Below are 23346 nucleotides of genomic sequence, written 5' to 3'. Positions count from 1 at the left end.
ACACAGAACGACGGTGCCCTTCCGCCCGGTCGGCTGGAAGGGCACCGTCGTTCTGAAGGCCTACGGGGCTACGAGGCGGAGGGGCTCGGCGAGGCCGTTGCTGCCGCCGCCGTCACCGTCAGCTCGACCGTCAGCGTGGCGCCGCCGGTGGTGTTGATGCGGAGCAGGAACGTGCCGGCCGTGTCGTCCGCGTACAGCTTCGGCAGCTTCAAGAGACCGTTCGCGTCCGTCTTGAGGCCCGCGAGGGTCCGTACGGTCTTGCCGTCCGCGTCCTTGAAGTAGGGGCCCTTGTCGTTCGCGGTCGCGTCGTCCGCCGCCTTGATGAGCGTGGCAGTGGCCGCGACGCCGTCCGCGGCGGCGCCCTTGTAGGTGGCCTTGATCTCGACCTGGTCCGCGAACTCGCTGCCCGCGACGCAGGTCAGCGCGGTGTCACTGGTCCGGGCGAGGGCGTCGGCCTGGCGGGCGGTGACCGTCGCCGCGTAGTCGAGGCCGGAGACCGCGCGGCCCACGACGGTGGCGCGGACCGTGAAGTCACCCGTCTTCTCGCCGGCCTGGAGCGCGGGCGCGGTGGCCACGCCCGCGCTGTTGGTGACGACCGTCGCGACGCTCTCGCCGCCGGTGAAGGCGGCGTCGGTGTCGCCGACGATCGTGAACCGGACCCGGACCTTCGCGACGGCCGTGCCGGCCCGGGTCTCGGTGCGGGTGGCTATCTTCTCGGCGAAGGCGTCGCCCGCGGTCGCGGTGAGCTTGGCGGTGCCCGCGTCCTCCAGGTGGTCCACCGTGTCGGTGGGCGTGGGGCTCGGGGACGTCGGCGGCGTGCTCGGCGGCGGGGTCGTGGTGGGCGGCTTCGGGGTCGGGCTCGTGGAGCCGCCGCCCGGTGTCGGGGAGCCCGGCCTCGTGCTCGGCGGGGTCGGCGTCGGGGAGGGGCTCGACCCGGCGTTGTCGTCGCTGCGGCCGGAGGGCAGCGTGCCCGTGCCGTCCGGAACCTCGTGGGTGCCCTTGCGGTAGTACTCCAGCCACGACAGGACCGTGTTCAGGTAGTCCGTCGAGTTGTTGTAGCTGAGGATCGCGCGCCTGAGGTCGGCCTGGTCGGAGAGGTCCCAGTTGTACCGGCACAGGTAGTGGCCGGCCGCGAGGGCCGCGTCGTAGATGTTGTTGGGGTCCTTCTTGCCGTCGCCGTTGCCGTCGCGGCCCGACCACGCCCAGGTGGAGGGGATGAACTGCATGGGGCCGACGGCCCGGTCGTGGGCGGTGTCCCCGTCGTACGCGCCGCCGTCGGTGTCGGTGATGTTCGCGAAGCCGTTGCCGTTGAGGACCGGGCCGAGGATCGGGGTGATCGTGGTGCCGTTGGCGTTCACGCGGCCGCCGCGGGCCTGGCCGGACTCGACCTTGCCGATGGCGGCGAGGAGTTCCCAGGGCAGGTTGCAGCCGGGCTTGGAGTCGCCCAGCGACGCCTCGGCCTTCTTGTAGGCGTCGAGGACGGTCGCGGGTATGCCCGCCTCGGCTTCGCCCGTGCCGGTCGGCGTTCCGGTGCCCGTACTGGGCGACGGGGTCGGGCTGTTGAGCGGCGGGAGGTCCGTGTAGTACGGCGAGTTGCCGGTGGCGCTCTTGTCGGCGTCCGCGTCGGGCGAGGGCGTGGAACCGGCGCTCTGTCTGCCCTTCGAGGTGTCGGTCACGCCCGGGGCCTGGGACGCGGACAGGGCGGCGACCGCGACCGCGGCCACAGCGGTGGTCGCAGCCCCCTTGACAACCCGCCTGCCGAATTGCGCCGCCATTGCGTAACCCCTCCCGTGGACGATCCCCCGCGCTTCGCGCGTTCTTGTGTTGTCCGGCCGCACTCCCCCGCACGGCGACCCAGGCGACACTACGACAACTTCCGTCGCGCAGACACCCGTTCGTGCCCGTTTTTCACCGGTTGGCCATATCCCGTTTCTCCTGCCCCGGCGCCTTGGGCTCATGCGGAATCGACGGGAACCGCTCACCGCATACTGAGCGTTGTTGATCAGGGGATCGCCGGGACCGGTCCCAAGTCGGTGTCCACGACAGTTCCCAGGACCGTTGCACGACAGTTCCCAGGACCGTCCAAGGATCACCGGGCCGTCGCGCGCGGTCAACGTCGTTCGCGAGGAGCCCAGTTGCCGTTCACTCTCAGCCATGCCGCGGCCGTCCTGCCTGCCGTGCGCACCGACGGGACCGGACGCGGCCGACTGGTTCCGGCCCTGCTCGTGGCCGGTTCGTTCGCGCCCGACATGACCTATTACGCGGCGAGTGTGCTGCCGGAGGCAATGGAGTTCGGCGACTTCACGCACTCGTTCACCGGGGTGTTCACGGTCGATGTCCTGGTCGCCTGGGCACTCGTGGGCGCCTGGCTGGTGCTGCGCGAGCCGCTGGTGGCCCTGCTGCCGCGGGGCCGGCGGGGGCGGATCGGGGCCCTCCTGCGCTGCGGTGCGCCGCGCGCCCGCCTCCGGACTTCGCTCGCCGTGTGGTGGTACGTGTCCGCGGTGCTCGGCGCGTTGACGCATGTCGTGTGGGACGCGTTCACGCATCTCGACCGGTGGGGCATGCGGCTCTTCCCCGTCCTCGGACGGGACATCGCGGGCTCGCCGCTCTACTGGTATCTGCAGTACGGCGGTTCGGCGGTCGCCGCGGTGGTCATCGCGGCCTTCGTGGTGGTCGCCCTGCGGCGGCAGCACGACACGGAGCCCGTGGGGGTGCCGGTGCTGTCCGTACGGGACCGGTGGCTCGCGGCGGCCGTGATCGGTGGCTGCGCGACGGTCGCGGCGGTGCGGCGGGCGATGCGGTGGTGGGAGTACTGGGGGTCGAGCGCGAAGCCCTGGGAGCTGATTCCCACCGTGTGCTTCGGAGCGGGGGCGGGGCTCGCCGTCGGTCTGGCGGCGTACGGCGTTGCGGTCAGGCTGTGGCGTCCGGCTCCGGCCCGTCCCAGCCCGGCAGCGGTTCGTACGGAGCCGAGCCGTCCGGCTCCTCGCTGATCTCGGTCTCCGGGGTGAGGTCCCGGCCTATGCCGCGGCCCGGATTGAGGCCGCGGTGGACGGCCTGGGCGATGCGCTCGATGGTGCGCACGCCGTACGCCATCGTGGGATTGTCGTGGGACAGGACGACGATGCGGTACGTGCGGCGCTCGCCGGTGAAGGCGCCGATGCTGTGGACACGCCAGCCGTGGGTGGCTCTGGGCAGCCAGCCGTTCTTGACATGGGCCTTCAGGCCCCTCGGCATGCCCGCGGGGACGCCCCACCGCTGATCCGCACGTACCTCGGCGAGCAGCTTCAGGCCGGACGCGCGAGTGCGGAGGAACGAACCGGCGTTCGTCAGTACGCCCAGCAGGCGCATCTGGTCGGTCGCCGTGGTGCGGGTGAGGCCCCAGTAGCCGCCCGGGCCCAGGACGGTGGCTCGGGTGCGGGCGCGAGTGAGGAAGGTGTTCAGGTAGCCGCGGCCCAGGGCGGCCCACAGGCGCACGGCCGAGCCGTTGTCGGATCTGACGATCATGGGGCGTACGTTCGCCGCTTCCCACGGGGTGAGCCGGCGGCCCAGTTCCTCGGCGCGGCGGAGCAGTCCCTCCATGATCAGCACCTTGACGACGCTCGCCGAGTCGTACCGCAGCGTGCCGGCGCGTGTACAGGTGACCCCGCGGTCGTCGTACACCGCCAGGGAGACCGTGCCGCGCCTTTTCGACAGGGCCGCCTTGATGTCGCGGGACAGCCGGGACGCCAGGGCGGGAGCGTGGGGGGCGTGGCAGGTGACGGAGCCGGCGGCTGCCGAGGGGGCGTGGCGGTCCCTGTCACCCGACCGTGGGTGCCGGTCGGTCCAGTCGGTCCACTCGACGGCGTCGGCCGGGACGCGTCTGGTGGTGGCGCCGGCCGGGATTCTGGGGCTGGCCGCGGCGGCCGAGACGGCGGGGACCGGCACGAGGAGCACGGAGGCGAGGGCTGCGACGAGGGCGGTGCGGCAGTGGCGTGCGTACCGCACGCGGCGTATGTGCCGTATGTGCTGTGCGTGCCGTACATGTCGCACGTGTCGTATGTGAGGACCCATGCCCGCATCCTTGCGGGGTGCTCTGCCGGGGGCTTGTGGTCGGGGGCCACGTGGGTGACGGGGCCTCCGGGGGTTGGGAGGAGGGCGGTGGGTGTCGGGGGTTGTGTGTTGGGTGCGGGCCGGATGTGGCTGGTCGCGCCCCGCGGCGGAGCCGCAAATCGGCACAGCCCCGCGCCCCTGAAAGACGGGGCTGCGCCCCTGTCTTTCGTCTGCAGGGGCGCAGCCCCTGCTTTCTGGGAGCGCGGGGAACTGCGCGACCAGCCCCCACCGGACCCGCAGCCGAATACCGCGCCCCAGTGGAACGCTAGTGCGCCGCCGACTCCCAGTCGGGGCCCGAGCCGACCGACACGTCCAGTGGGGCCCGGAGATGCACGGCGTTGGCCATCTCGTGGCGGACCAGTTCCTCGGTCTTCGCTCGCTCGCCCGGGGCGATTTCCAGGACGATTTCGTCGTGGACCTGGAGGAGCATGCGGGACTTGAGGTCGGCCTTCCGCAGAGCACGGTCCACGTTCAACATGGCGATCTTGACGATGTCCGCCGCGGTGCCCTGGATCGGCGCGTTCAGAGCCATGCGCTCGGCCGCCTCGCGGCGCTGGCGGTTGTCGCTGTTGAGGTCGGGGAGGTAGCGGCGGCGCCCGAAGAGTGTCGCCGTGTAGCCCGTCGCCCGCGCCTCGTCGACCGCTCGGCGCAGATAGTCCCGTACGCCTCCGAAGCGCTCGAAGTACGTGTCCATCAGCGCGCGGGCCTCGCCGGCGTCGATGTTCAGCTGCTGGGAGAGGCCGAAGGCGGACAGGCCGTACGCCAGTCCGTACGACATGGCCTTGATCTTGCGGCGCATCTCCGCGTCGACCGCGGAGCCCTCGACGGAGAACACCTGGGAGGCGACGGTGGTGTGCAGGTCCTCGCCGGAGGTGAACGCCTCCAGGAGGCCCTCGTCCTCGGAGAGGTGGGCCATCACGCGCAGTTCGATCTGGCTGTAGTCGGCGGTCATGAGGGACTCGAAGCCCTCGCCGACGACGAAGCCGCGGCGGATCGCGCGGCCCTCCTCCGTGCGGACCGGGATGTTCTGCAGGTTCGGGTCCTGCGACGAGAGACGGCCCGTCGCGGCCACCGTCTGGTGGAACGTGGTGTGGATGCGGCCGTCCGCGGCGATCGTCTTGATCAGGCCCTCGACGGTGACGCGGAGCTTCGCCTGCTCGCGGTGGCGGAGCATGATGACCGGCAGTTCGTTGTCGGTCTGGCCGGCGAGCCAGGCCAGCGCGTCGGCATCGGTCGTGTAGCCGGTCTTCGTCTTCTTCGTCTTGGGCAGGCCCAGTTCACCGAAGAGGACTTCCTGGAGCTGCTTGGGCGAGCCGAGGTTGAACTCGTGCCCCGCCGCCGCGTGCGCCTCCTTCACCGCCTGCTGGACGGCGCCCGCGAACATCTGCTCCATGGCTTCCAGATGGGCCTTGTCGGCGGCGATGCCGTGCCGCTCCAGGCGGGCCAGGAGCACGGAGGTGGGCAGCTCCACGTCACGCAGCAGGTCCGCCGCGCCGACCTCCTTGAGGCGCTCCGTGAAGGCGTCGCCCAGGTCGAGGATCGCGCGGGCCTGCACCATCAGCGCGTCGGCCTCGGCCCCCTCGTCGGCGCCGAAGGCGAGCTGCCCGTCGGCCGTGGCGGCGGGCGCCAGCTCACGGCCGAGGTACTCCAGGGACAGCGCGTCCAGGTCGAAGGAGCGGCGGCCCGGCTTGACGAGGTAGGCGGCGAGCGCGGTGTCCATGGAGACGCCCTCGACGCTCCAGCCGTGCTCGGCGAAGACCCGCATCACGCTCTTCGCGTTGTGCAGCACCTTGGGCCTGTCGGGGTCGGCGAGCCATGCCGCGAACGCGTTCTCGTCGGCCTCGTCCAGCTGCGACGGGTCGAACCAGCCGGCCGCGTCGTCGGCCGCGGCGAGGGCGACCTCGGCGACCGAGCCCGTGCCGAGCGCCCAGGTGTCGACCGTGGCGACGCCCAGGACCGCGGTGCCGTGCTCGGCAAGCCACGGCTTCAGCTCGCCCGCGCCGAGCACCGTGCCGTCCACCGCCACACCCGCGGCGGCCGGCGGACCGGCGTCCGCCTCCTCCGCCCCGGGGTCGACGGCGAGCAGCCGCTCGCGCAGCGAGGGGTTACGGATCTCCAGGGTGTCCAGGACCATCGCGACGGCCGTGCGGTCGTACGGAGCGCGCTCCAGGTCGGCGGCCGTCTTGGGCAGCTCGACGTCACGCACCATCTCCGTGAGGCGGCGGTTGAGCTTGACCGCGTCCAGGTGGTCGCGGAAGTTCTGTCCGGCCTTGCCCTTGACCTCCTCGGCGCGCTGGACCAGCTCCGCGAACGACCCGAACTGGTTGATCCACTTCGCGGCGGTCTTCTCGCCGACTCCGGGGATGCCCGGGAGGTTGTCGGACGGGTCGCCGCGCAGGGCCGCGAAGTCGGGGTACTGCGCGGGCGTCAGGCCGTACTTCTCGAAGACCTTCTCCGGAGTGAACCGCGTCAGCTCGGAGACGCCCTTCGTCGGATAGAGCACGGTGGTGTGCTCGGAGACCAGCTGGAAGGAGTCGCGGTCGCCGGTGACGATCAGCACCTCGAAGCCCGCGGCCTCGGCCTGGGTGGCGAGCGTGGCGATGATGTCGTCCGCCTCGAAGCCGTCCACGGCGAACCGCTCGGCGTGCATCGCGTCCAGGAGCTCGCCGATCAGCTCGACCTGGCCCTTGAACTCGTCCGGCGTCTTCGACCTGTTCGCCTTGTACTCGGTGAACTCCTCGGAGCGCCATGTCTTGCGCGAGACGTCGAACGCCACCGCGAAGTGCGTGGGCGCCTCGTCACGCAGGGTGTTGGCGAGCATCGACGCGAAGCCGTAGATCGCGTTCGTCGGCTGGCCCGTCGCCGTCGTGAAGTTCTCCGCGGGCAGCGCGAAGAACGCTCGGTACGCCAGCGAATGCCCGTCCATGAGCATCAGCAGCGGGCGTCCGCCGCCGGAGGTCTTCTCGGTCTTCTTCGATGCTGAATCTGCCACGCCCCCGATCCTGCCACGCCCCACTGACAGTCGGACCCGCCCCGCCCTCCACGACCGCCCTCACACCGCGGCCGTCACCCCCTTCACACCGCGCACGATCACCGCCTCGGAGGGGGCCCGATCATTGTCAGCGCCCCGTGGGAGGATCGAAGACGTACTTCACACGTGTGCTCGAAGAGGAGGCCGCGATGGCCGGCAAGCCGCCCCAGAGTGATCCGGTTCAGGACGCACCGCAGGTCGCCGCGCCGAAGCACGCCGCCGCCGGACTGCCCGCGATCGGGCACAGCCTGCGCATGGCCCAGCAGCAGATGGGCGTGAAGCGCACGGCGCTGACGCTGCTGCGGGTCAATCAGAAGGACGGCTTCGACTGCCCCGGCTGCGCCTGGCCCGAGCCGGAGCACCGGCACACGGCGGAGTTCTGCGAGAACGGCGCGAAGGCGGTCGCCGAAGAGGCCACCCTGCGCCGCGTGACCCCGGACTTCTTCGCCGCGCACACGGTCGCCGACCTCGCGAACCGCAGTGGCTACTGGCTGGGCCAGCAGGGCCGTCTCACCCAGCCCATGTACCTCGCGGAGGGCGCCGACCACTACGAGGCGGTGCCCTGGGAGCGCGCCTTCGACATCGTGGCCGAGGAGCTGACCGCCCTCGCCTCCCCCGACGAGGCGCTGTTCTACACCTCGGGGCGCACCAGCAACGAGGCGGCGTTCCTGTACCAGCTGTTCGCCCGCGAGTTCGGTACGAACAACCTGCCGGACTGTTCCAACATGTGCCACGAGTCGTCGGGTTCCGCGCTCAACGAGACCATCGGCATCGGCAAGGGCAGCGTCCTCCTGGAGGACCTGTACAAGGCGGACCTGATCATCGTCGCCGGGCAGAACCCGGGCACCAACCACCCGCGCATGCTCACCGCCCTGGAGAAGGCGAAGGCGGGCGGCGCGAAGATCATCACCGTGAACCCGCTGCCCGAGGCGGGCATGGAGCGCTTCAAGAACCCGCAGACCCCCCAGGGCATGCTCAAGGGCGCCGCGCTCACCGACCTGTTCCTGCAGATCCGCATCGGCGGCGACCAGGCCCTCTTCCGCCTCCTGAACAAGCTGATCCTGGAGACCGAGGGCGCCGTCGACGAGGCGTTCGTCGGCGAACACACCCACGGCTACGAGGAGTTCGCCGAGGCCGCCCGCGCCGCCGACTGGGACGAGACGCTCACCGCGACGGGCCTCACGCGCGCGGAGATCGACGAAGCCCTGCGCATGGTCCTCGCCTCGGAGCGCACCATCGTCTGCTGGGCGATGGGTCTCACCCAGCACAAGCACTCCGTGCCGACCATCCGCGAGGTCGTCAACTTCCTTCTGCTGCGCGGCAACATCGGCCGCCCGGGCGCGGGCGTCTGCCCGGTGCGCGGCCATTCGAACGTGCAGGGCGACCGCACGATGGGCATCTTCGAGCGCCCCGCGCCCGCCTTCCTGGACGCCCTGGAGAAGGAGTTCGGCTTCGCTCCGCCGCGCGGGCACGGCTACGACGTCGTACGGGCCATCCGCGCGATGCGCGACGACAAGGCCAAGGTCTTCTTCGCGATGGGCGGCAACTTCGTGTCGGCCTCCCCCGACACCGAGGTCACCGAGGCGGCCATGCGCCGCGCCCGCCTCACCGTGCACGTGTCGACGAAGCTCAACCGCTCGCACGCCGTCACGGGCGCGCGCGCCCTGATCCTGCCGACCCTCGGCCGCACCGAGCGCGATCTCCAGGGCGGCGGCGAGCAGTTCGTGACGGTCGAGGACTCCATGGGCATGGTGCACGCCTCACGCGGCCGTCTGGAGCCCGCCAGCGAGCACCTGCTGTCCGAGCCCGCCATCGTGTGCCGCCTCGCCCGCCGCGTCCTCGGCACCGAATCCCGCACGCCCTGGGAGGAGTTCGAGAAGGACTACGCCACGGTCCGCGACCGCGTCGCGCGGGTGATCCCGGGCTTCGAGGACTTCAACGCGCGCGTGGCCGACCCGAACGGCTTCGCCCTCCCGCACGCCCCGCGCGACGAGCGCCGCTTCCCCACGGCCACCGGCAAGGCCAACTTCACCGCCGCACCCGTCGAGTTCCCGAAGCTCCCGAAGGGCCGTCTCCTCCTCCAGACCCTGCGCTCGCACGACCAGTACAACACCACGATCTACGGCCTGGACGACCGCTACCGGGGCATCAAGAACGGCCGCCGGGTGGTTCTGGTGAACCCCGAGGACGCGCGCGAGCTGGGTCTCGCCGACGGCTCGTACACCGATCTGGTCAGCGAGTGGCGGGACGGCGTGGAGCGGCGCGCGCCCGGTTTCCGGGTCGTCCACTACCCGACGGCCCGCGGCTGCGCGGCCGCGTACTACCCGGAGACGAACGTCCTGGTGCCGCTGGACGCCACGGCTGACACCAGCAACACGCCCGCCAGCAAGTCCGTCGTCGTCCGTCTGGAACAATCGGACACCAACTGAGCGTTCGCTTAGGCGAGCCTGATCCAGACAGCACGATCGACGACGAAGGAGCCGGACCCCATGGGCGAGCAGCACCGCGTGCAGTTCCCGCAGGAAGTCATCGACGAGTACTCGGCGCTCGGCATGGACCTGGTCGCCATGTTCTCCGCCGGAGACCTCGGCACGCGCATGAGCGTCCAGATCGTCGAGGCCTCCGTGGACCGCGTGGTGGGCACCATGCCGGTCGAGGGCAACACCCAGCCGTACGGGCTCCTGCACGGCGGCGCCTCCGCCGTGCTCGCCGAGACACTCGGCTCGATCGGCGCCATGCTGCACGGCGGCAGCTCCAAGATCGCCGTCGGCGTCGACCTCAACTGCACCCACCACCGGGGCGCCCGCTCCGGCCTGGTGACCGGAGTGGCCACACCTGCCCACCGGGGCCGCTCGACGGCCACGTACGAGATCGTGATCAGTGACGAGGACGGCAAGCGGGTGTGCACCGCGCGGCTGACGTGCATGCTGCGAGGGGTGAATCCGAGCGATGTGGAGCGGATCAACGCCGCGAACCGACCCACCGGAAATCCGTTGTCCGCGGGCGGCGTTGATCCCGGGCACCCGGCGGCATAGCGTCATGGGATGGGAACGGGTGGGACCCCTTGGCGAGGGACGGTGCTCGGGCTGGTCCTCCTGACCGGCGCCCTGGCCACCGGATGCGGCGAGTCCGGCCCGCCGGGTGGGACAGCGAGTGCGCGGGCCGCTTCGGGAGGTGCGCCGACGTCGCCGTCGGCCACACCTCCCGAGGACCTGTGCGCGCGGATCGTCGCCCACTGGTCGCGGGAGGTGATGCAGGGTGACACCTACGGCGACTACCAGTCGATGGGCCTGTCCAACGGGCAGTACGAGATCCTGATGGACGTCGTGGACAGGGCCCGGGCCGAGCAGAAGCGCTCGGGCGAACGGGCGGCGCAGGAACTGATCGACCGCAGCGCGCGCGAACGCTGCACGGAGCGGTACCGCGACGGCGATCCGACGGGAGGGCCCTGGAGTTGAGCGGCATCGGTCCGGTCGAGCCGGGCGAGGGCACACGCGCGTGGGACACCGTCGAGCCGACCCCGCCGCTCCTCCCCGGGACCCCGCGCGAGCGGCTGACAAGCCTGTACGCCCGGCACCGTCGTGCCGTGCTCGCATCCGCCACCGCGGTCGCCCTCGTGGCGGGCGGCGGCTATCTCTTCGCGACCCGGCCCCACGAGCCGCCGCCGCCCGAAGCGCCCTACCCGTCCCAAGCTGTGGACATCGCCTACCTCGGCGAGGAGGGTCCGCCCGCGAAAGCACCGAGCAGAAGCTTCAGCTTCGGGGTGAAGGTCACCGTGCGGTCCGGCCCCACGATCACCATCGTGCGCATTTCCCAGCCCTACGCCACCCTGTCGCTCACCTCGGTTCCGCACCCGCCTTTCCGGACCAGGCCCGGTTTCGGCCACAAGATCGTCGTCACGATGCATGTCACGGAATGCGCGAATGTGCCGTCAAACGCCGGGCTCCCTTTCCTGGACGTAACTCTGCGTAATACGCGCGCAATGGAAGACCACAGCTTCATCCTGGGCGAGCGCTATGCGCACGACCTCTCACAGGCCCTTCGAGTAGCCTGCGGTAACGGCCCCCCGTCATCACCAAAACAGTAGGACACTCCTGAAATGACCACGGCGGGTCCTGCAGGTTCTCACTATGTGGACAGGACGAATCAGCCAGAATTCTGCCCATCCACCCGCTGAGTACCGCTCTGCATTACCTCGTGTCATAACAAGAGCGTCACAGCATCACTCAGACTCTCCTCCACGTTCCCTCCACGCGCTTAGAGTCACGGCCAGTCACCGCGCCATCGGTTTCGAATTATTTTCGGCCCAGCGCTCGACTCGGCCCGCTCCACGAGGAACGGCCGTGCCAGGGAAAGGACTGCTGATCGTGCGTCAACGTTCACTCATCGCCATCACCGCCGCTTTGGCGGCGGGAGCACTCACCCTCACCGCCTGCGGCTCGCGCGACGAGGACGGCGGCGGCTCGGACTCCAGCGGCGGTGGCACGACCGTCGTCATCGGCGTCGACGCCCCGCTGACCGGTGACCTGTCCTCGCTGGGCCTCGGCATCAAGAACTCCGTGGACCTCGCCGCCAAGACGGCCAACAAGGAAAAGACCGTCGACGGGGTCACCTTCAAGGTCGAGGCCCTCGACGACCAGGCACAGCCCTCGTCGGGCCAGCAGAACGCCACCAAGCTGGTCGCCGACAAGAACGTCCTCGGCGTCGTCGGCCCGCTGAACTCCTCGGTCGCCGAGTCCATGCAGAAGGTCTTCGACGACGCCAAGCTGGTCGAGGTCTCCCCCGCCAACACCAACCCTGCCCTCACCCAGGGCACGGAGTGGAACGGCGGCACGAAGGCCCGCCCGTACAAGTCGTACTTCCGCACCGCGACCACGGACGCCATCCAGGGCCCGTTCGCCGCCCAGTACGTCTTCAACGACGCCAAGAAGAAGAGCGTCTACGTCATCGACGACAAGAAGACCTACGGTGCCGGCCTGGCCGCCACCTTCACCTCCGAGTTCAAGAAGCTCGGCGGCAAGATCGCCGGTACGCAGCACATCGACCCCGACACCAAGGACTTCTCCGCCGTCGCCACCCAGGTGAAGAGCTCCGGCGCCGACGTCGTCTACTACGGCGGCGAGTTCCCGCAGGCCGGCCCGCTCAGCAAGCAGATCAAGGCCGCCGGTGCCAAGATCCCGGTGGTCGGCGGCGACGGCATCTACAGCGCCGACTTCATCAAGCTGGCGGGCGCCAGCGGCACGGGCGACCTCGCCACCTCGGTCGGCGCGCCCGTCGAGGACCTCCCCTCCGCCAAGGAGTTCGTCGCCAACTACAAGGCCGCGGGCTACAAGGAGGCCTACGAGGCGTACGGCGGCTACTCCTACGACTCGGCCTGGGCGATCATCGAGGCCGTGAAGAAGGTCGTCGAGGACAACGACGGCAAGCTTCCGGACGACGCCCGCGCCAAGGTCACCGAGGCCATGCAGGGCGTCTCCTTCGACGGTGTGACCGGCAAGGTCTCCTTCGACGAGTTCGGCGACGCCACCAACAAGCAGCTCACCGTCTACTCCGTCGAGGGCGGTGCCTGGAAGGCGGTCAAGTCCGGCACGTACTCCGGCTGACCCACCCGCACCACTCAACGAGCCGCGCGGGGCGCTGCACGACAAGCGCCCCGCGCGGACTCACATCCGGTCACATCCCTCGACTATCCGAACGCTCGGAGGACATGCGGTGAACGAACTGCCGCAGCAGCTGGTCAACGGCCTGCTACTGGGATCCATGTACGGGCTGGTCGCCATCGGCTACACGATGGTCTATGGCATCGTCCAGCTCATCAACTTCGCCCACGGCGAGATCTTCATGATCGGCGCCTTCGGCGCGCTCACGGTCCACCTGTACGTACTGCCCGACGGCACCACCATGTGGATCGCCCTGCCACTCATGCTCGTCGGCGCCATCGCCATCGCCGTCATCGTCGCCATCGGAGCGGAACGGTTCGCCTACCGCCCCCTGCGCACCGCACCACGCCTCGCGCCCCTCATCACCGCCATCGGCCTCTCCCTGGCCCTCCAGCAGGCGGTATGGGCCTGGTACCCCAACGCCAAGTCGGCGCGCACCTTCCCGCAGATCGACGGCGGCCCCTTCGAGATCGGCAGCGTCACCATCCAGACCGGTGACGTCTTCGTCTTCGTCGCCGCCCCCATCAGCATGGCGATCCTCGCCTACTTCGTCATGAAGACCCGGACCGGACGCGGCATGCAAGCCACCGCCCAGGACCCGGACACCGCCAAGCTCATGGGCATCAACACCGACCGCATCATCGTGGTCGCCTTCGCCCTCGGCGCCGCGTTCGCCGCCGTCGGAGGCCTCGCCTACGGCCTCAAATACGGCCAGATCGACTTCCGCATGGGCTTCATCCTCGGCCTCAAGGCCTTCACCGCCGCCGTCCTCGGAGGCATCGGCAACATCTACGGAGCCATGATCGGCGGAGTGGTCCTCGGCCTCGCCGAAACCATGGCCACCGCCTACATCGCCGACGTCCCCGGCATGTCACAGCTCGGCGGCCAGTCCTGGGCCAACGTCTGGGCCTTCGTACTCCTCATCCTCGTACTCCTGTTCAGGCCACAGGGCCTGCTCGGCGAGCGCGTCGCGGACAGGGCGTGAGACCTATGACCACACAGACCACCAACCCCCAGACGCCCGCGCAGGAGCCCGCCCGCTCCACAACCGGGCTCGTCGGCATTCCCCCGCACATCGGACGCGCCCTCGCCACCGGCGGCGGCATCCTCACCGTCATCTCCACCTTCCTCGCCTGGACCTGGACAGCCGCCTTCCCCGGCGACCTCACCGTCTACGGCTACCCCGGCGGACTACAGGTCCTCGTCCTCATCGGCGGCGCCCTCACCACGCTCTTCGCCCTCGCCTCCTACGGCATCAAGGGCCTGCGCTGGCTGACACCCGCCGGCGCCGACAGCGCCATCAAGCTCGCCGCGCTCGCCGCGTTCGCCACCGCCTGGTTCACGATCATCGCGATCAGCTACGAACTGGGCGGCCTCGCCAACCTCGAACCCGGCGGCTGGGTCGTGGCCATCGCCACCCTCGCCGCCCTCCTCGGCGCACTCTCCCTCCCGTTCGAACCGCCGGCACCCGACCCCATCGACCCGGACGACACCTCCTGGGAGCAGTTCCGCCACAAGGCACGGCACACCCTCAGCGTCGTCAAGGCAGCCTTCGCCACCGGCACCACCAAGGCCCCGGCCCACAAGCTGCCCGCGTACGCCGAAATCCTCGTCATCGTCGCCGCACTCACCCTCGGCCTGATCGTCTTCACCTACGGCATCGGCACCGAGTACGACGAACAGTTCATCGGCTTCCTCATGACCGCCGGCTTCGGCTTCGCCGCCGCGGCCAAGGCCGGACTCGTCAACAGGATCTCCGCGCTCACCGCCGAACACCGCACGGTCACCCTGATCGGCGCGTTCGCCGCAGCCGCCGCATTCCCCTTCACCCAGTCCGACGACCAGTACGCGACCATCGGCGTCTACATCCTGATCTTCGCCACCGTCGCCCTCGGCCTCAACATCGTCGTCGGCCTCGCCGGACTCCTCGACCTCGGATACGTCGCCTTCCTCGGCGTCGGCGCCTACACCGCGGCCATGGTCTCCGGCTCCCCCTCCTCCCCCTTCGACATCCACCTGCCGTTCTGGGCCTCCGCCCTCCTCGGCGCAGCAGTCGCCATGGTCTTCGGCGTCCTCATCGGCGCCCCCACCCTCCGACTGCGCGGCGACTACCTCGCCATCGTGACCCTCGGCTTCGGTGAAATCTTCCGCATCACCGTCCTCAACATGGACGGCACCAGCGGACCCGACATCACCAACGGCTCCAACGGCATCTCCTCGATCCCGAACCTCAACATCCTCGGCTTCGACTTCGGCCAAGAGCACACCATCGCCGGATTCACCATCGCGCGCTTCGCCAACTACTTCCTGCTGATGCTCCTCATCACGCTCATCGTCGTAGTGGTCTTCCGCCGCAGCGGCGACTCCCGCATCGGCCGCGCCTGGGTCGCCATCCGCGAAGACGAAACAGCCGCACTCGCCATGGGCATCAACGGCTTCCGCGTCAAACTCATCGCCTTCGCCCTCGGCGCCTCCCTCGCCGGCCTCGCCGGATCCGTCCAGGCACACGTCACCTACACCGTGACCCCCGAGCAGTACCAGTTCGCCGCCGTCGTCCCGCCCAACTCGGCCTTCCTGCTCGCAGCGGTCGTCCTCGGCGGCATGGGCACCATCAGCGGCCCCCTCGTCGGCGCCGCACTGCTCTACCTGATCCCCGCCAAGCTCCAGTTCCTCGACGACTACCAGCTCTTCGCCTTCGGCCTCGCGCTCGTCCTGCTGATGCGCTTCCGCCCGGAAGGCCTCATCCCGAACCGGCGCCGCCAGCTCGAATTCCACGAGGAAGCGGAAGCTCCCACAGTCCTCAGCAAGGCAGGGGCCTGACCACGATGACAACCGACACCACCACCAAGGGCACCGCCCCGGGCCCCACCGCCCCCGGCGAAACCGTCCTCGACGCACGCGGCGTCACCATGCGCTTCGGCGGCCTCACCGCCGTACGCAACGTCGACCTCCAGGTCAACACCGGAGAAATCGTCGGCCTCATCGGCCCCAACGGCGCCGGCAAGACGACCTTCTTCAACTGCCTGACCGGCCTCTACATCCCCACCGAGGGCGAAGTCCGCTACAAAGGCACCGTCCTGCCACCCCAGTCCTTCAAGGTCACGGCCGCCGGCGTCGCCCGCACCTTCCAGAACATCCGACTGTTCGCCAACATGACAGTCCTGGAAAACGTGCTCGTCGGCCGCCACACCCGCACCAAAGAAGGACTCTGGTCCGCACTCGTACGCGGCCCCGGCTTCAAGAAAGCCGAAAAAGCCTCCGAAGACCGCGCCATGGAACTCCTCGAGTTCATCGGCCTCGCAGGCAAGCGTGACCACCTCGCCAGGAACCTCCCCTACGGCGAACAGCGCAAGCTCGAAATCGCCCGCGCCCTCGCCAGCGAACCCGGCCTGCTCCTCCTCGACGAGCCCACCGCCGGCATGAACCCCCAAGAAACCCGCGCCACCGAAGAACTCGTCTTCGCCATCCGGGACATGGGCATCGCCATCCTCGTCATCGAGCACGACATGCGGTTCATCTTCAACCTCTGCGACCGCGTCGCCGTCCTCGTCCAAGGCGAAAAGCTCGTCGAAGGCGACAGCGCCACCGTCCAGGGCGACGAACGCGTCGTCGCCGCCTACCTCGGCGAACCCTTCGAAGACGCACCCGGCCAGGAGGAACTCGCCGAGGTCGAAGCCGCCGAAGCACAGGCCGACGCCGCCACGGACGCCGCGCCCCGCAAGGAGAACGACCGATGACCGCACTCCTCGAAGTCGAAGACCTCCGGGTCGCCTACGGCAAGATCGAAGCCGTCAAGGGCATCTCCTTCAAGGTCGACGCCGGCCAGGTCGTCACCCTCATCGGCACCAACGGCGCCGGCAAGACCACCACCCTGCGCACCCTCTCCGGCCTCCTCAAGCCCGTCGGCGGCCAGATCAAGTTCCAGGGCAGGTCACTCAAGAAGACCCCCGCCCACCAGATCGTCTCCCTCGGACTCGCCCACTCCCCCGAGGGGCGGCACATCTTCCCCCGCATGACCATCGAGGACAACCTCCGCCTCGGCGCCTTCCTCCGCAGCGACAAAACAGGCATCGAGAAGGACATCCAGCGCGCCTACGACCTCTTCCCCATCCTCGGGGAACGCAGGAAGCAGGCCGCGGGAACCCTCTCCGGCGGCGAACAGCAGATGCTGGCCATGGGCCGGGCCCTGATGTCCCAGCCCAAACTCCTCATGCTCGACGAACCCTCCATGGGCCTCTCGCCGATCATGATGCAGAAGATCATGGCCACCATCTCCGAACTCAAGTCCCAGGGCACCACCATCCTGCTCGTCGAGCAGAACGCCCAGGCAGCACTCTCGCTCGCCGACCAGGGACACGTCATGGAGGTCGGCAGCATCGTCCTCTCCGGATCCGGCCAGGACCTCCTCCACGACGAGTCGGTCCGCAAGGCATACCTCGGCGAGGACTGAGCCGAGCTGCCTTCACAGCCCGGCTACTCGCAGCTACTCGCGTACGGCTGAGGCCCGCACCCCCTAACACCGGGTGCGGGCCTCAGTCGTACGTACGCTCGTGGGTTCGTACGCTCATGGACTCGCGGGCTCGTGGCTCGCCGCTCAGCCCTTCGCGGCCTTCTTCTCGTCGGCGTCCTGAATAACCGCCTCAGCGACCTGCTGCATCGACATACGCCGATCCATGGACGTCTTCTGAATCCAACGGAACGCGGCCGGCTCCGACAGCCCGTACTCCGTCTGCAGCACCGACTTCGCACGATCGACGAGCTTCCGCGTCTCCAAACGCTGCGTGAGATCCTCGATCTCCTTCTCCAGCGCCTTCAACTCCGTGAACCGCGAGACAGCCATCTCAATCGCCGGAACGACGTCACTCTTGCTGAACGGCTTGACGAGATAAGCCATCGCGCCGGCGTCGCGGGCACGCTCGACGAGATCACGCTGCGAGAAGGCGGTCAGCATCAGCACCGGAGCAATGGACTCCTCGGCGATCTTCTCGGCAGCGGAGATGCCATCGAGCTTCGGCATCTTCACATCGAGGATGACGAGATCGGGCCGGTGCTCCCGGGCGAGCTCGACGGCCTGCTCACCGTCACCGGCCTCGCCTACGACCGTGTATCCCTCTTCTTCGAGCATCTCCTTGAGGTCGAGACGGATCAACGCCTCGTCCTCGGCGATGACGACACGGGTCGTCAGCGGAGGCACGTGCGACTTGTCGTCGTCGGGCGCGTCTACGGGCTGGGGCGACTCGGGGGCGGTCACGGGGGCTCCTTGTTATGGGGCAGGTACTGCTCCCAAGAGCGTACCTAGCTGCGGTATGGTGGGAACGCAGCGGATCGGAGGCCTCCTTCGATTCGCAGGAGCTCCGGTAGTCCAATCGGCAGAGACGATACCCTCAAAAGGTATTCAGTGTGGGTTCGAGTCCCACCCGGGGCACTTTTCCTTCGATTTGAAGGTCACCACAAGAAAGCGGATGTCCACGTTCTCGTGAACATCCGCTTTTTGCTGCGTGTCGAGACGAACAGCCTCACAGAGTGGGCGCATGTACGACATGGACACACGCAAGCGGGCACTCGCGCTGGTAGGCCAGGGCCGCAGCCTGAACTCCGTCAGCAAGCAGACAGGCATCTCACGCGCTGCGATCCGCTCCTGGCAGGACCGGATCGAGCCACTGCCCCGCATGACCACTCCAGACCCCGGCCCACCAGCAGATGAAGCTGCGTACGCCTACCTACTGGGCCTCTATCTCGGCGACGGCTGCATCAGCCCGCACATGCGCGGCACCGGCTACTACCTCAGAGTTGCCTGCGCCGATGCATGGCCAGGGCTACTTCAGCTGTGTCGCGAGGCCATCGCGAAGGTGCGTCCCGGCATCGGCGTCTACGTCCTCCAGAAACAGGGCTGCGCGATGGTCACCAGCTACAGCCCACACTGGCCCAGTCTGTTCCCCCAACATGGTCCCGGCAGGAAACACGAACGCACCATCGCCCTCGAACCCTGGCAACAGGAGATGGTGGACACCCACCCGTGGGAATTCGTCCGGGGCCTCATCCACTCCGACGGCTGCCGGATCACCAACTGGACCACGCGCGTAGTCGCAGGCGAGAAGAAGCGCTACGAATACCCGCGGTACTTCTTCACGAATCTCTCTGCGGACATCACACGGCTCTACACCGACACCCTCGACAAGGTCGGCGTCGACTGGAAGCAGTCCAACTCATTCAACGTATCCGTCGCCCGCCGCGCCTCCGTAGCCCTAATGGACACCCACGTAGGCCCCAAGTACTGACCCCACACCCCTACTTGGGGCTGTCGTCCTCGCCGATGTGGTGGACCCGTACCAAGTTCGTCGAACCCGAAACCCCGGGCGGTGAGCCCGCCGTGATGACCACGATGTCGCCCTTCTCGCAGCGGCCGTACTTCAGCAACAGCTCGTCCACCTGGTCGACCATCGCGTCCGTCGAGTCCACGTGCGGGCCCAGGAACGTCTCGACGCCCCAGGTCAGGGTCAACTGGGAGCGGGTCGCCGGGTCCGGGGTGAAGGCGAGGAGCGGGATGGGTGACCTGTAACGCGACAAGCGGCGAACCGTGTCTCCCGACTGCGTGAACGCGACCAGGAACTTCGCGCCCAGGAAGTCGCCCATCTCCGCCGCCGCCCTGGCCACCGCGCCGCCCTGTGTGCGGGGCTTGTTCCGGTCAGTGAGGGGAGGGAGGCCCTTGGCCAGGATGTCCTCCTCCGCCGCCTCGACGATGCGGGACATCGTGCGGACCGTTTCGATGGGGTACTTGCCGACGCTCGTCTCGCCGGAGAGCATCACCGCGTCCGTGCCGTCGATCACGGCGTTGGCGACATCGCTTGCCTCCGCCCTCGTCGGGCGGGAGTTGTCGATCATCGAGTCGAGCATCTGGGTGGCGACGATGACCGGCTTGGCGTTGCGCTTGGCCAGTTTGATCGCGCGCTTCTGGACGATCGGGACCTGTTCGAGGGGCATTTCGACGCCGAGGTCGCCTCGGGCGACCATGATGCCGTCGAAGGCGGCGACGATGTCGTCGATGTTCTCGACGGCCTGGGGCTTCTCCACCTTGGCGATCACGGGGAGGCGGCGGCCCTCTTCGTCCATGATGCGGTGGACGTCCTTGATGTCGCGTCCGCTGCGGACGAAGGAGAGGGCGATGACGTCGCAGCCGGTGCGCAGGGCCCAGCGGAGGTCCGCCTCGTCCTTTTCCGAGAGGGCGGGGACGGAGACGGCGACGCCGGGGAGGTTGAGGCCCTTGTTGTCGGAGACCATGCCGCCTTCGACGACGGTGGTGTGGACGCGGGGGCCGTCGACGGAGGTGACTTCGAGGCAGACCTTGCCGTCGTCGACGAGGATGCGTTCGCCGGTGGTGACGTCGGCGGCGAGGCCGGAGTAGGTGGTCCCGCAGGTCTGGCGGTCACCCTCGGCGCCCTCTTCGACCGTGATGGTGAAGGTGTCTCCGCGTTCAAGGAGTACGGGGCCTTCGGTGAAACGGCCGAGTCGGATCTTCGGACCTTGAAGGTCGGCGAGGATTCCGACGCTGCGGCCGTTCTCGTCGGAGGCCTTTCGTACGTGCTGGTAGCGCTCCTCGTGGTCGGCATGGCTGCCGTGGCTGAGGTTGAAGCGGGCTACGTCCATTCCGGCGTCGACCAGTGCCTTGATCTGGTCGTACGAGTCGGTGGCGGGGCCCAATGTACAGACGATCTTCGCTCGGCGCATGGTTCGAGCCTAGGCCTTACCAGTGGGTAGGGAATTGGTCGGGCATGACTACTCAACGACCTTTGCGTGAAGGGCTATTGACAAGTGTTGAATTGTGCACGGGGGTGCTCCGATGAGCATTTCGGAAGGTTGTCACAGCACCGGCGGTGACATGGTGAAGCGGGCGTTGACCTGTGCGTAGACGTGCTGTCGTTCGGGTTCGAGGTCGAGGGCGGGGGCCGCTTCGGGGGCTGACGAGTCGAATGCCATGGTGCGCATGCGGGCGGTCTGCGTTTCCATGCCGTAGGGGTGGGCGTTCTCGGCGCCGATGTCGGCGAGTTCGACCAGGGCGGCGAGTGTGGTGCCGAGGGCTTCGGCGTATTCGCGGGCTCGTTGGACGGCTTCGCGTACCGCTTGTTGCCTGGCCTGGCGGTGGGCGGGTGAGTCGGGGCGCAGGGCCCACCAGGGGCCGTCGACGCGGGTGAGGTCGAGGTCGGCGAGTCGGGTGGTGAGTTCGCCGAGTGCGGTGAAGTCGGTGAGTTCGGCGGTGATGTGGACGCGGCCGTGGTAGGCGCGGATGCGTTCGCCGCGGCCGTGTTTGGTGAGTTCGGGGGTGATGGAGAAGGCGCCTGTCTCCAGTTTTTCGACGGCGTCGGCGTAGGTTTTGACGAGGTCGAGGGCTGTGGTGTTGCGGCGGGTCAGGTCGGTGAGGGCGTCGCGGCGGTCGGTGCCGCGGGCGCTGACGGTGATGCCGATGCGGGCGATTTCGGGGTCGACTTCGAGGTGGGCTTCGCCGCGGACGGCGATGCGGGGTGCGTCGGGTGTGCCGTAGGGGACCGCGGACCGGGTTTCCTCGGAGGCTTCGGAGGGCGATGTCATACGTCCCACTCTGTCACCGGCGGCCCGTTTCCGGGCCTCGCCGGTCATCAGATCGAAACCTGCGGGGGCTGTTGTCGTGCGCCATGTCCGGGTCAGAATCTACGCGCGTATCTGCGCGTGTCGTCGACTGTTGACCGTTCCCCGAGGAGTAGCCCGTCATGCCGCTGAACCGTCGGAAGTTCCTGAAGAAGTCCGCCGTGACCGGGGCGGGGGTCGCCCTGGCCGGTGCGGTCGCGGCGCCGAGTGCGGAGGCGGCTGAGGCGGCGGAGGCTGCGGTGGCGAAGGGTGGCAGGAAGCCGAAGCGGTACTCGCTGACGGTGATGGGCACGACCGATCTGCATGGTCATGTCTTCAACTGGGACTACTTCAAGGACGCGGAGTACAAGGACGCGGCGGGCAACGCGCAGGGGCTGGCGCGGATCTCGACGCTGGTGAACGCGGTCCGCAAGGAGAAGGGGCGGTGCAACACACTCCTGCTGGACGCCGGTGACACCATCCAGGGCACGCCTCTCACGTACTACTACGCGAAGGTGGATCCGATCACGGCCAAGGGTGGGCCTGTCCACCCCATGGCTCAGGCGATGAACGCGATCGGGTACGACGCGGTGGCACTCGGCAATCACGAGTTCAATTACGGCATCGAGACGCTGCGGAAGTTCGAGGAGCAGTGCCGTTTCCCGCTGCTGGGTGCGAACGCGCTGGACGCGAAGACGTTGAAGCCGGCCTTTCCTCCGTACTTCATGAAGACGTTCCGGGTGCCGGGCGCCCCGTCGGTGAAGGTGGCCGTGCTCGGCCTCACCAACCCGGGTATCGCGATCTGGGACAAGGCTTATGTGCAGGGCAAGTTGACGTTCCCGGGTCTTGAGGAGCAGGCGGCGAAGTGGGTGCCGAAGCTGCGGTCGATGGGTGCGGACGTGGTGGTCGTGTCGGCGCACTCCGGTTCGTCGGGCACGTCCTCGTACGGTGATCAGTTGCCGTATGTGGAGAATTCGGCGGCGTTGGTGGCGCAGCAGGTGCCGGGGATCGACGCGATTCTTGTCGGGCACGCGCATGTGGAGATTCCCGAGTTGAAGGTGACGAACACGAAGACGGGGAAGACGGTCGTTCTGTCGGAGCCGTTGGCGTATGCGGAGCGGTTGTCGTTGTTCGACTTCGAGTTGGTCTTCGAGAAGGGGCGTTGGACGGTCGAGTCGGTGGCGGCGTCGGTCCGCAACTCGAACTCGGTGGCCGACGACCCGAGGATCACGAGGCTGTTGAAGGACGAGCACGACGTGGTCGTGGCGTATGTGAACCAGGTGGTGGGGACGGCGACTCAGACGCTGACGACGGTCGAGGCGCGGTACAAGGACGCCCCGATCATCGACCTGATCACGAAGGTTCAGGAGGATGTGGTCAAGGCGGCGTTGGTGGGGACGGAGTACGCGTCGTTGCCGGTGTTGTCGCAGGCGTCGCCGTTTTCGCGTACGTCGGAGATTCCGGCCGGTGATGTGACGATCCGGGATCTGTCGAGTCTGTATGTGTACGACAACACGCTGGTCGCGAAGTTGATGACGGGTGCGCAGGTGCGGGCGTATCTGGAGTACTCGGCGCAGTATTTCGTGCAGACGGCGGCGGGTGCCGCGGTCGACGTGGAGAAGCTGACGAACGCGGGCAACCGGCCGGACTACAACTACGACTACGTGTCGGGGCTGACGTACGACATCGACATCGCGCAGGCGGCGGGTTCGCGGATCAAGAACCTTTCCTACAACGGTGCGGCGCTGGACGACGCGCAGCAGTTCGTGTTCGCGGTGAACAACTACCGTGCCAATGGTGGTGGGGCGTTCCCGCATGTGGCGTCGGCGAAGGAGCTGTGGGCGGAGTCGACGGAGATCCGTACGCGGATCGCGGAGTGGGTGACGGCGAAGGGGTCGTTGGACCCGCAGGAGTTCGCTTCGGTGGACTGGAAGCTGACGCGTGAGGGGACGCCGGTCTTCTAGTCGG

Annotated in this window: 18 protein-coding genes and 1 tRNA gene; 13 read left to right on the top strand and 6 right to left on the bottom strand. The window is 68.5% G+C overall.

Features of this window, described 5'->3' with window-relative positions; all coding sequences use genetic code 11:
* Window positions 1-68 precede the first annotated feature (68 nt).
* Window positions 69-1775 (bottom strand): lytic transglycosylase domain-containing protein, encoded by a 1707-nt coding sequence (locus tag OHA11_RS35555; protein WP_266503326.1) that lies wholly within the window; start codon window positions 1773-1775, stop codon window positions 69-71.
* Window positions 1776-2135: 360 nt separating this feature from the next.
* On the opposite strand from OHA11_RS35555, the gene OHA11_RS35550 reads away from it, so the two are divergent.
* Window positions 2136-2990, top strand: coding sequence for a DUF4184 family protein (locus OHA11_RS35550; protein WP_266503324.1), 855 nt, complete (start codon window positions 2136-2138; stop codon window positions 2988-2990).
* Here OHA11_RS35550 and OHA11_RS35545 read toward each other — a convergent pair.
* Together OHA11_RS35545 and polA are read right to left on the bottom strand one after the other, a co-directional pair.
* Window positions 2911-3984: a serine hydrolase gene (locus OHA11_RS35545; RefSeq protein ID WP_266503322.1), complete on the bottom strand. Its 1074-nt coding sequence runs from the start codon at window positions 3982-3984 to the stop codon at window positions 2911-2913. The genes OHA11_RS35550 and OHA11_RS35545 overlap by 80 nt on opposite strands.
* Before the next feature lie 370 nt (window positions 3985-4354).
* Window positions 4355-7081, bottom strand: a complete 2727-nt coding sequence (gene polA, locus OHA11_RS35540; RefSeq protein ID WP_266503320.1) for a DNA polymerase I — start codon at window positions 7079-7081, stop codon at window positions 4355-4357.
* A 188-nt stretch (window positions 7082-7269) separates the two neighbouring features.
* Between polA and OHA11_RS35535 the strand changes: the two genes are divergently transcribed.
* The 9 genes from OHA11_RS35535 (at window position 7270) to OHA11_RS35495 (ending at window position 17230) form a co-directional block, all read left to right on the top strand.
* Entirely contained in the window at window positions 7270-9549 is a 2280-nt protein-coding gene (locus OHA11_RS35535; RefSeq protein ID WP_266507675.1) for an FdhF/YdeP family oxidoreductase, read from the top strand.
* Window positions 9550-9609: 60 nt separating this feature from the next.
* Window positions 9610-10155 carry a PaaI family thioesterase gene (locus tag OHA11_RS35530; protein WP_266503318.1) on the top strand — a complete coding sequence of 182 codons (546 nt, stop codon included), beginning with the start codon at window positions 9610-9612 and terminating at the stop codon, window positions 10153-10155.
* A gap of 9 nt (window positions 10156-10164) precedes the next feature.
* Window positions 10165-10578: a hypothetical protein gene (locus OHA11_RS35525; protein WP_266503316.1), complete on the top strand. Its 414-nt coding sequence runs from the start codon at window positions 10165-10167 to the stop codon at window positions 10576-10578.
* Entirely contained in the window at window positions 10575-11207 is a 633-nt protein-coding gene (locus OHA11_RS35520; protein ID WP_266503314.1) for a Tat pathway signal sequence domain protein, read from the top strand. Before OHA11_RS35525 ends, OHA11_RS35520 begins: the two co-directional genes overlap by 4 nt.
* A gap of 280 nt (window positions 11208-11487) precedes the next feature.
* A complete protein-coding gene (locus OHA11_RS35515) occupies window positions 11488-12723 on the top strand; it encodes a branched-chain amino acid ABC transporter substrate-binding protein (protein ID WP_266503312.1) in 1236 nt (411 codons plus the stop codon).
* A 109-nt stretch (window positions 12724-12832) separates the two neighbouring features.
* On the top strand, window positions 12833-13765 hold the full coding sequence (locus tag OHA11_RS35510; protein WP_266503310.1) for a branched-chain amino acid ABC transporter permease: 933 nt from the start codon (window positions 12833-12835) through the stop codon (window positions 13763-13765).
* A gap of 5 nt (window positions 13766-13770) precedes the next feature.
* Window positions 13771-15600, top strand: coding sequence for a branched-chain amino acid ABC transporter permease (locus OHA11_RS35505; RefSeq protein WP_266503308.1), 1830 nt, complete (start codon window positions 13771-13773; stop codon window positions 15598-15600).
* Window positions 15601-15605: 5 nt separating this feature from the next.
* Window positions 15606-16517: an ABC transporter ATP-binding protein gene (locus OHA11_RS35500; RefSeq protein ID WP_266503306.1), complete on the top strand. Its 912-nt coding sequence runs from the start codon at window positions 15606-15608 to the stop codon at window positions 16515-16517.
* Complete coding sequence (locus OHA11_RS35495) at window positions 16514-17230, top strand: ABC transporter ATP-binding protein (RefSeq protein WP_266503304.1); 717 nt, start codon at window positions 16514-16516, stop codon at window positions 17228-17230. Before OHA11_RS35500 ends, OHA11_RS35495 begins: the two co-directional genes overlap by 4 nt.
* A gap of 144 nt (window positions 17231-17374) precedes the next feature.
* Here the strand turns inward: OHA11_RS35495 and OHA11_RS35490 are convergent, their stop codons facing one another.
* A complete protein-coding gene (locus OHA11_RS35490; protein WP_266503302.1) occupies window positions 17375-18031 on the bottom strand; it encodes an ANTAR domain-containing response regulator in 657 nt (218 codons plus the stop codon).
* 100 nt (window positions 18032-18131) lie between these two features.
* Here OHA11_RS35490 and OHA11_RS35485 point away from each other — a divergent pair.
* Window positions 18132-18205: transfer RNA gene (locus OHA11_RS35485), tRNA-Leu, on the top strand.
* A 106-nt stretch (window positions 18206-18311) separates the two neighbouring features.
* Entirely contained in the window at window positions 18312-19058 is a 747-nt protein-coding gene (locus tag OHA11_RS35480; RefSeq protein WP_266503297.1) for a helix-turn-helix domain-containing protein, read from the top strand.
* A gap of 10 nt (window positions 19059-19068) precedes the next feature.
* On the opposite strand, the gene pyk is transcribed toward OHA11_RS35480, so the two are convergent.
* Together pyk and OHA11_RS35470 are read right to left on the bottom strand one after the other, a co-directional pair.
* Complete coding sequence (gene pyk / locus OHA11_RS35475; protein WP_266503296.1) at window positions 19069-20505, bottom strand: pyruvate kinase; 1437 nt, start codon at window positions 20503-20505, stop codon at window positions 19069-19071.
* Between the two features lie 132 nt (window positions 20506-20637).
* A complete protein-coding gene (locus OHA11_RS35470; protein WP_266503295.1) occupies window positions 20638-21363 on the bottom strand; it encodes an SIMPL domain-containing protein in 726 nt (241 codons plus the stop codon).
* Window positions 21364-21521: 158 nt separating this feature from the next.
* Between OHA11_RS35470 and OHA11_RS35465 the strand changes: the two genes are divergently transcribed.
* Window positions 21522-23342, top strand: a complete 1821-nt coding sequence (locus OHA11_RS35465) for a bifunctional UDP-sugar hydrolase/5'-nucleotidase (protein ID WP_266503294.1) — start codon at window positions 21522-21524, stop codon at window positions 23340-23342.
* The last annotated feature ends 4 nt before the right edge of the window (window positions 23343-23346 follow it).

Source organism: Streptomyces sp. NBC_00878, assembly GCF_026341515.1.
Lineage (GTDB): Bacteria > Actinomycetota > Actinomycetes > Streptomycetales > Streptomycetaceae > Streptomyces.
This window is presented reverse-complemented; position numbering and strand designations above follow the sequence as displayed.

What these genes read in the sequence shown, in the direction of transcription:
- OHA11_RS35495 (WP_266503304.1), top strand. Translation starts at nt 16,514, where the DNA reads ATGACCGCACTCCTCGAAGTCGAAGACCTCCGGGTCGCCTACGGCAAG.
- OHA11_RS35530 (WP_266503318.1), top strand. Translation starts at nt 9,610, where the DNA reads ATGGGCGAGCAGCACCGCGTGCAGTTCCCGCAGGAAGTCATCGACGAG.
- OHA11_RS35525 (WP_266503316.1), top strand. Translation starts at nt 10,165, where the DNA reads ATGGGAACGGGTGGGACCCCTTGGCGAGGGACGGTGCTCGGGCTGGTC.
- OHA11_RS35505 (WP_266503308.1), top strand. Translation starts at nt 13,771, where the DNA reads ATGACCACACAGACCACCAACCCCCAGACGCCCGCGCAGGAGCCCGCC.
- OHA11_RS35480 (WP_266503297.1), top strand. Translation starts at nt 18,312, where the DNA reads ATGTACGACATGGACACACGCAAGCGGGCACTCGCGCTGGTAGGCCAG.
- OHA11_RS35535 (WP_266507675.1), top strand. Translation starts at nt 7,270, where the DNA reads ATGGCCGGCAAGCCGCCCCAGAGTGATCCGGTTCAGGACGCACCGCAG.
- OHA11_RS35470 (WP_266503295.1), bottom strand. Translation starts at nt 21,363, where the DNA reads ATGACATCGCCCTCCGAAGCCTCCGAGGAAACCCGGTCCGCGGTCCCC.
- pyk (WP_266503296.1), bottom strand. Translation starts at nt 20,505, where the DNA reads ATGCGCCGAGCGAAGATCGTCTGTACATTGGGCCCCGCCACCGACTCG.
- OHA11_RS35465 (WP_266503294.1), top strand. Translation starts at nt 21,522, where the DNA reads ATGCCGCTGAACCGTCGGAAGTTCCTGAAGAAGTCCGCCGTGACCGGG.
- OHA11_RS35555 (WP_266503326.1), bottom strand. Translation starts at nt 1,775, where the DNA reads ATGGCGGCGCAATTCGGCAGGCGGGTTGTCAAGGGGGCTGCGACCACC.
- OHA11_RS35500 (WP_266503306.1), top strand. Translation starts at nt 15,606, where the DNA reads ATGACAACCGACACCACCACCAAGGGCACCGCCCCGGGCCCCACCGCC.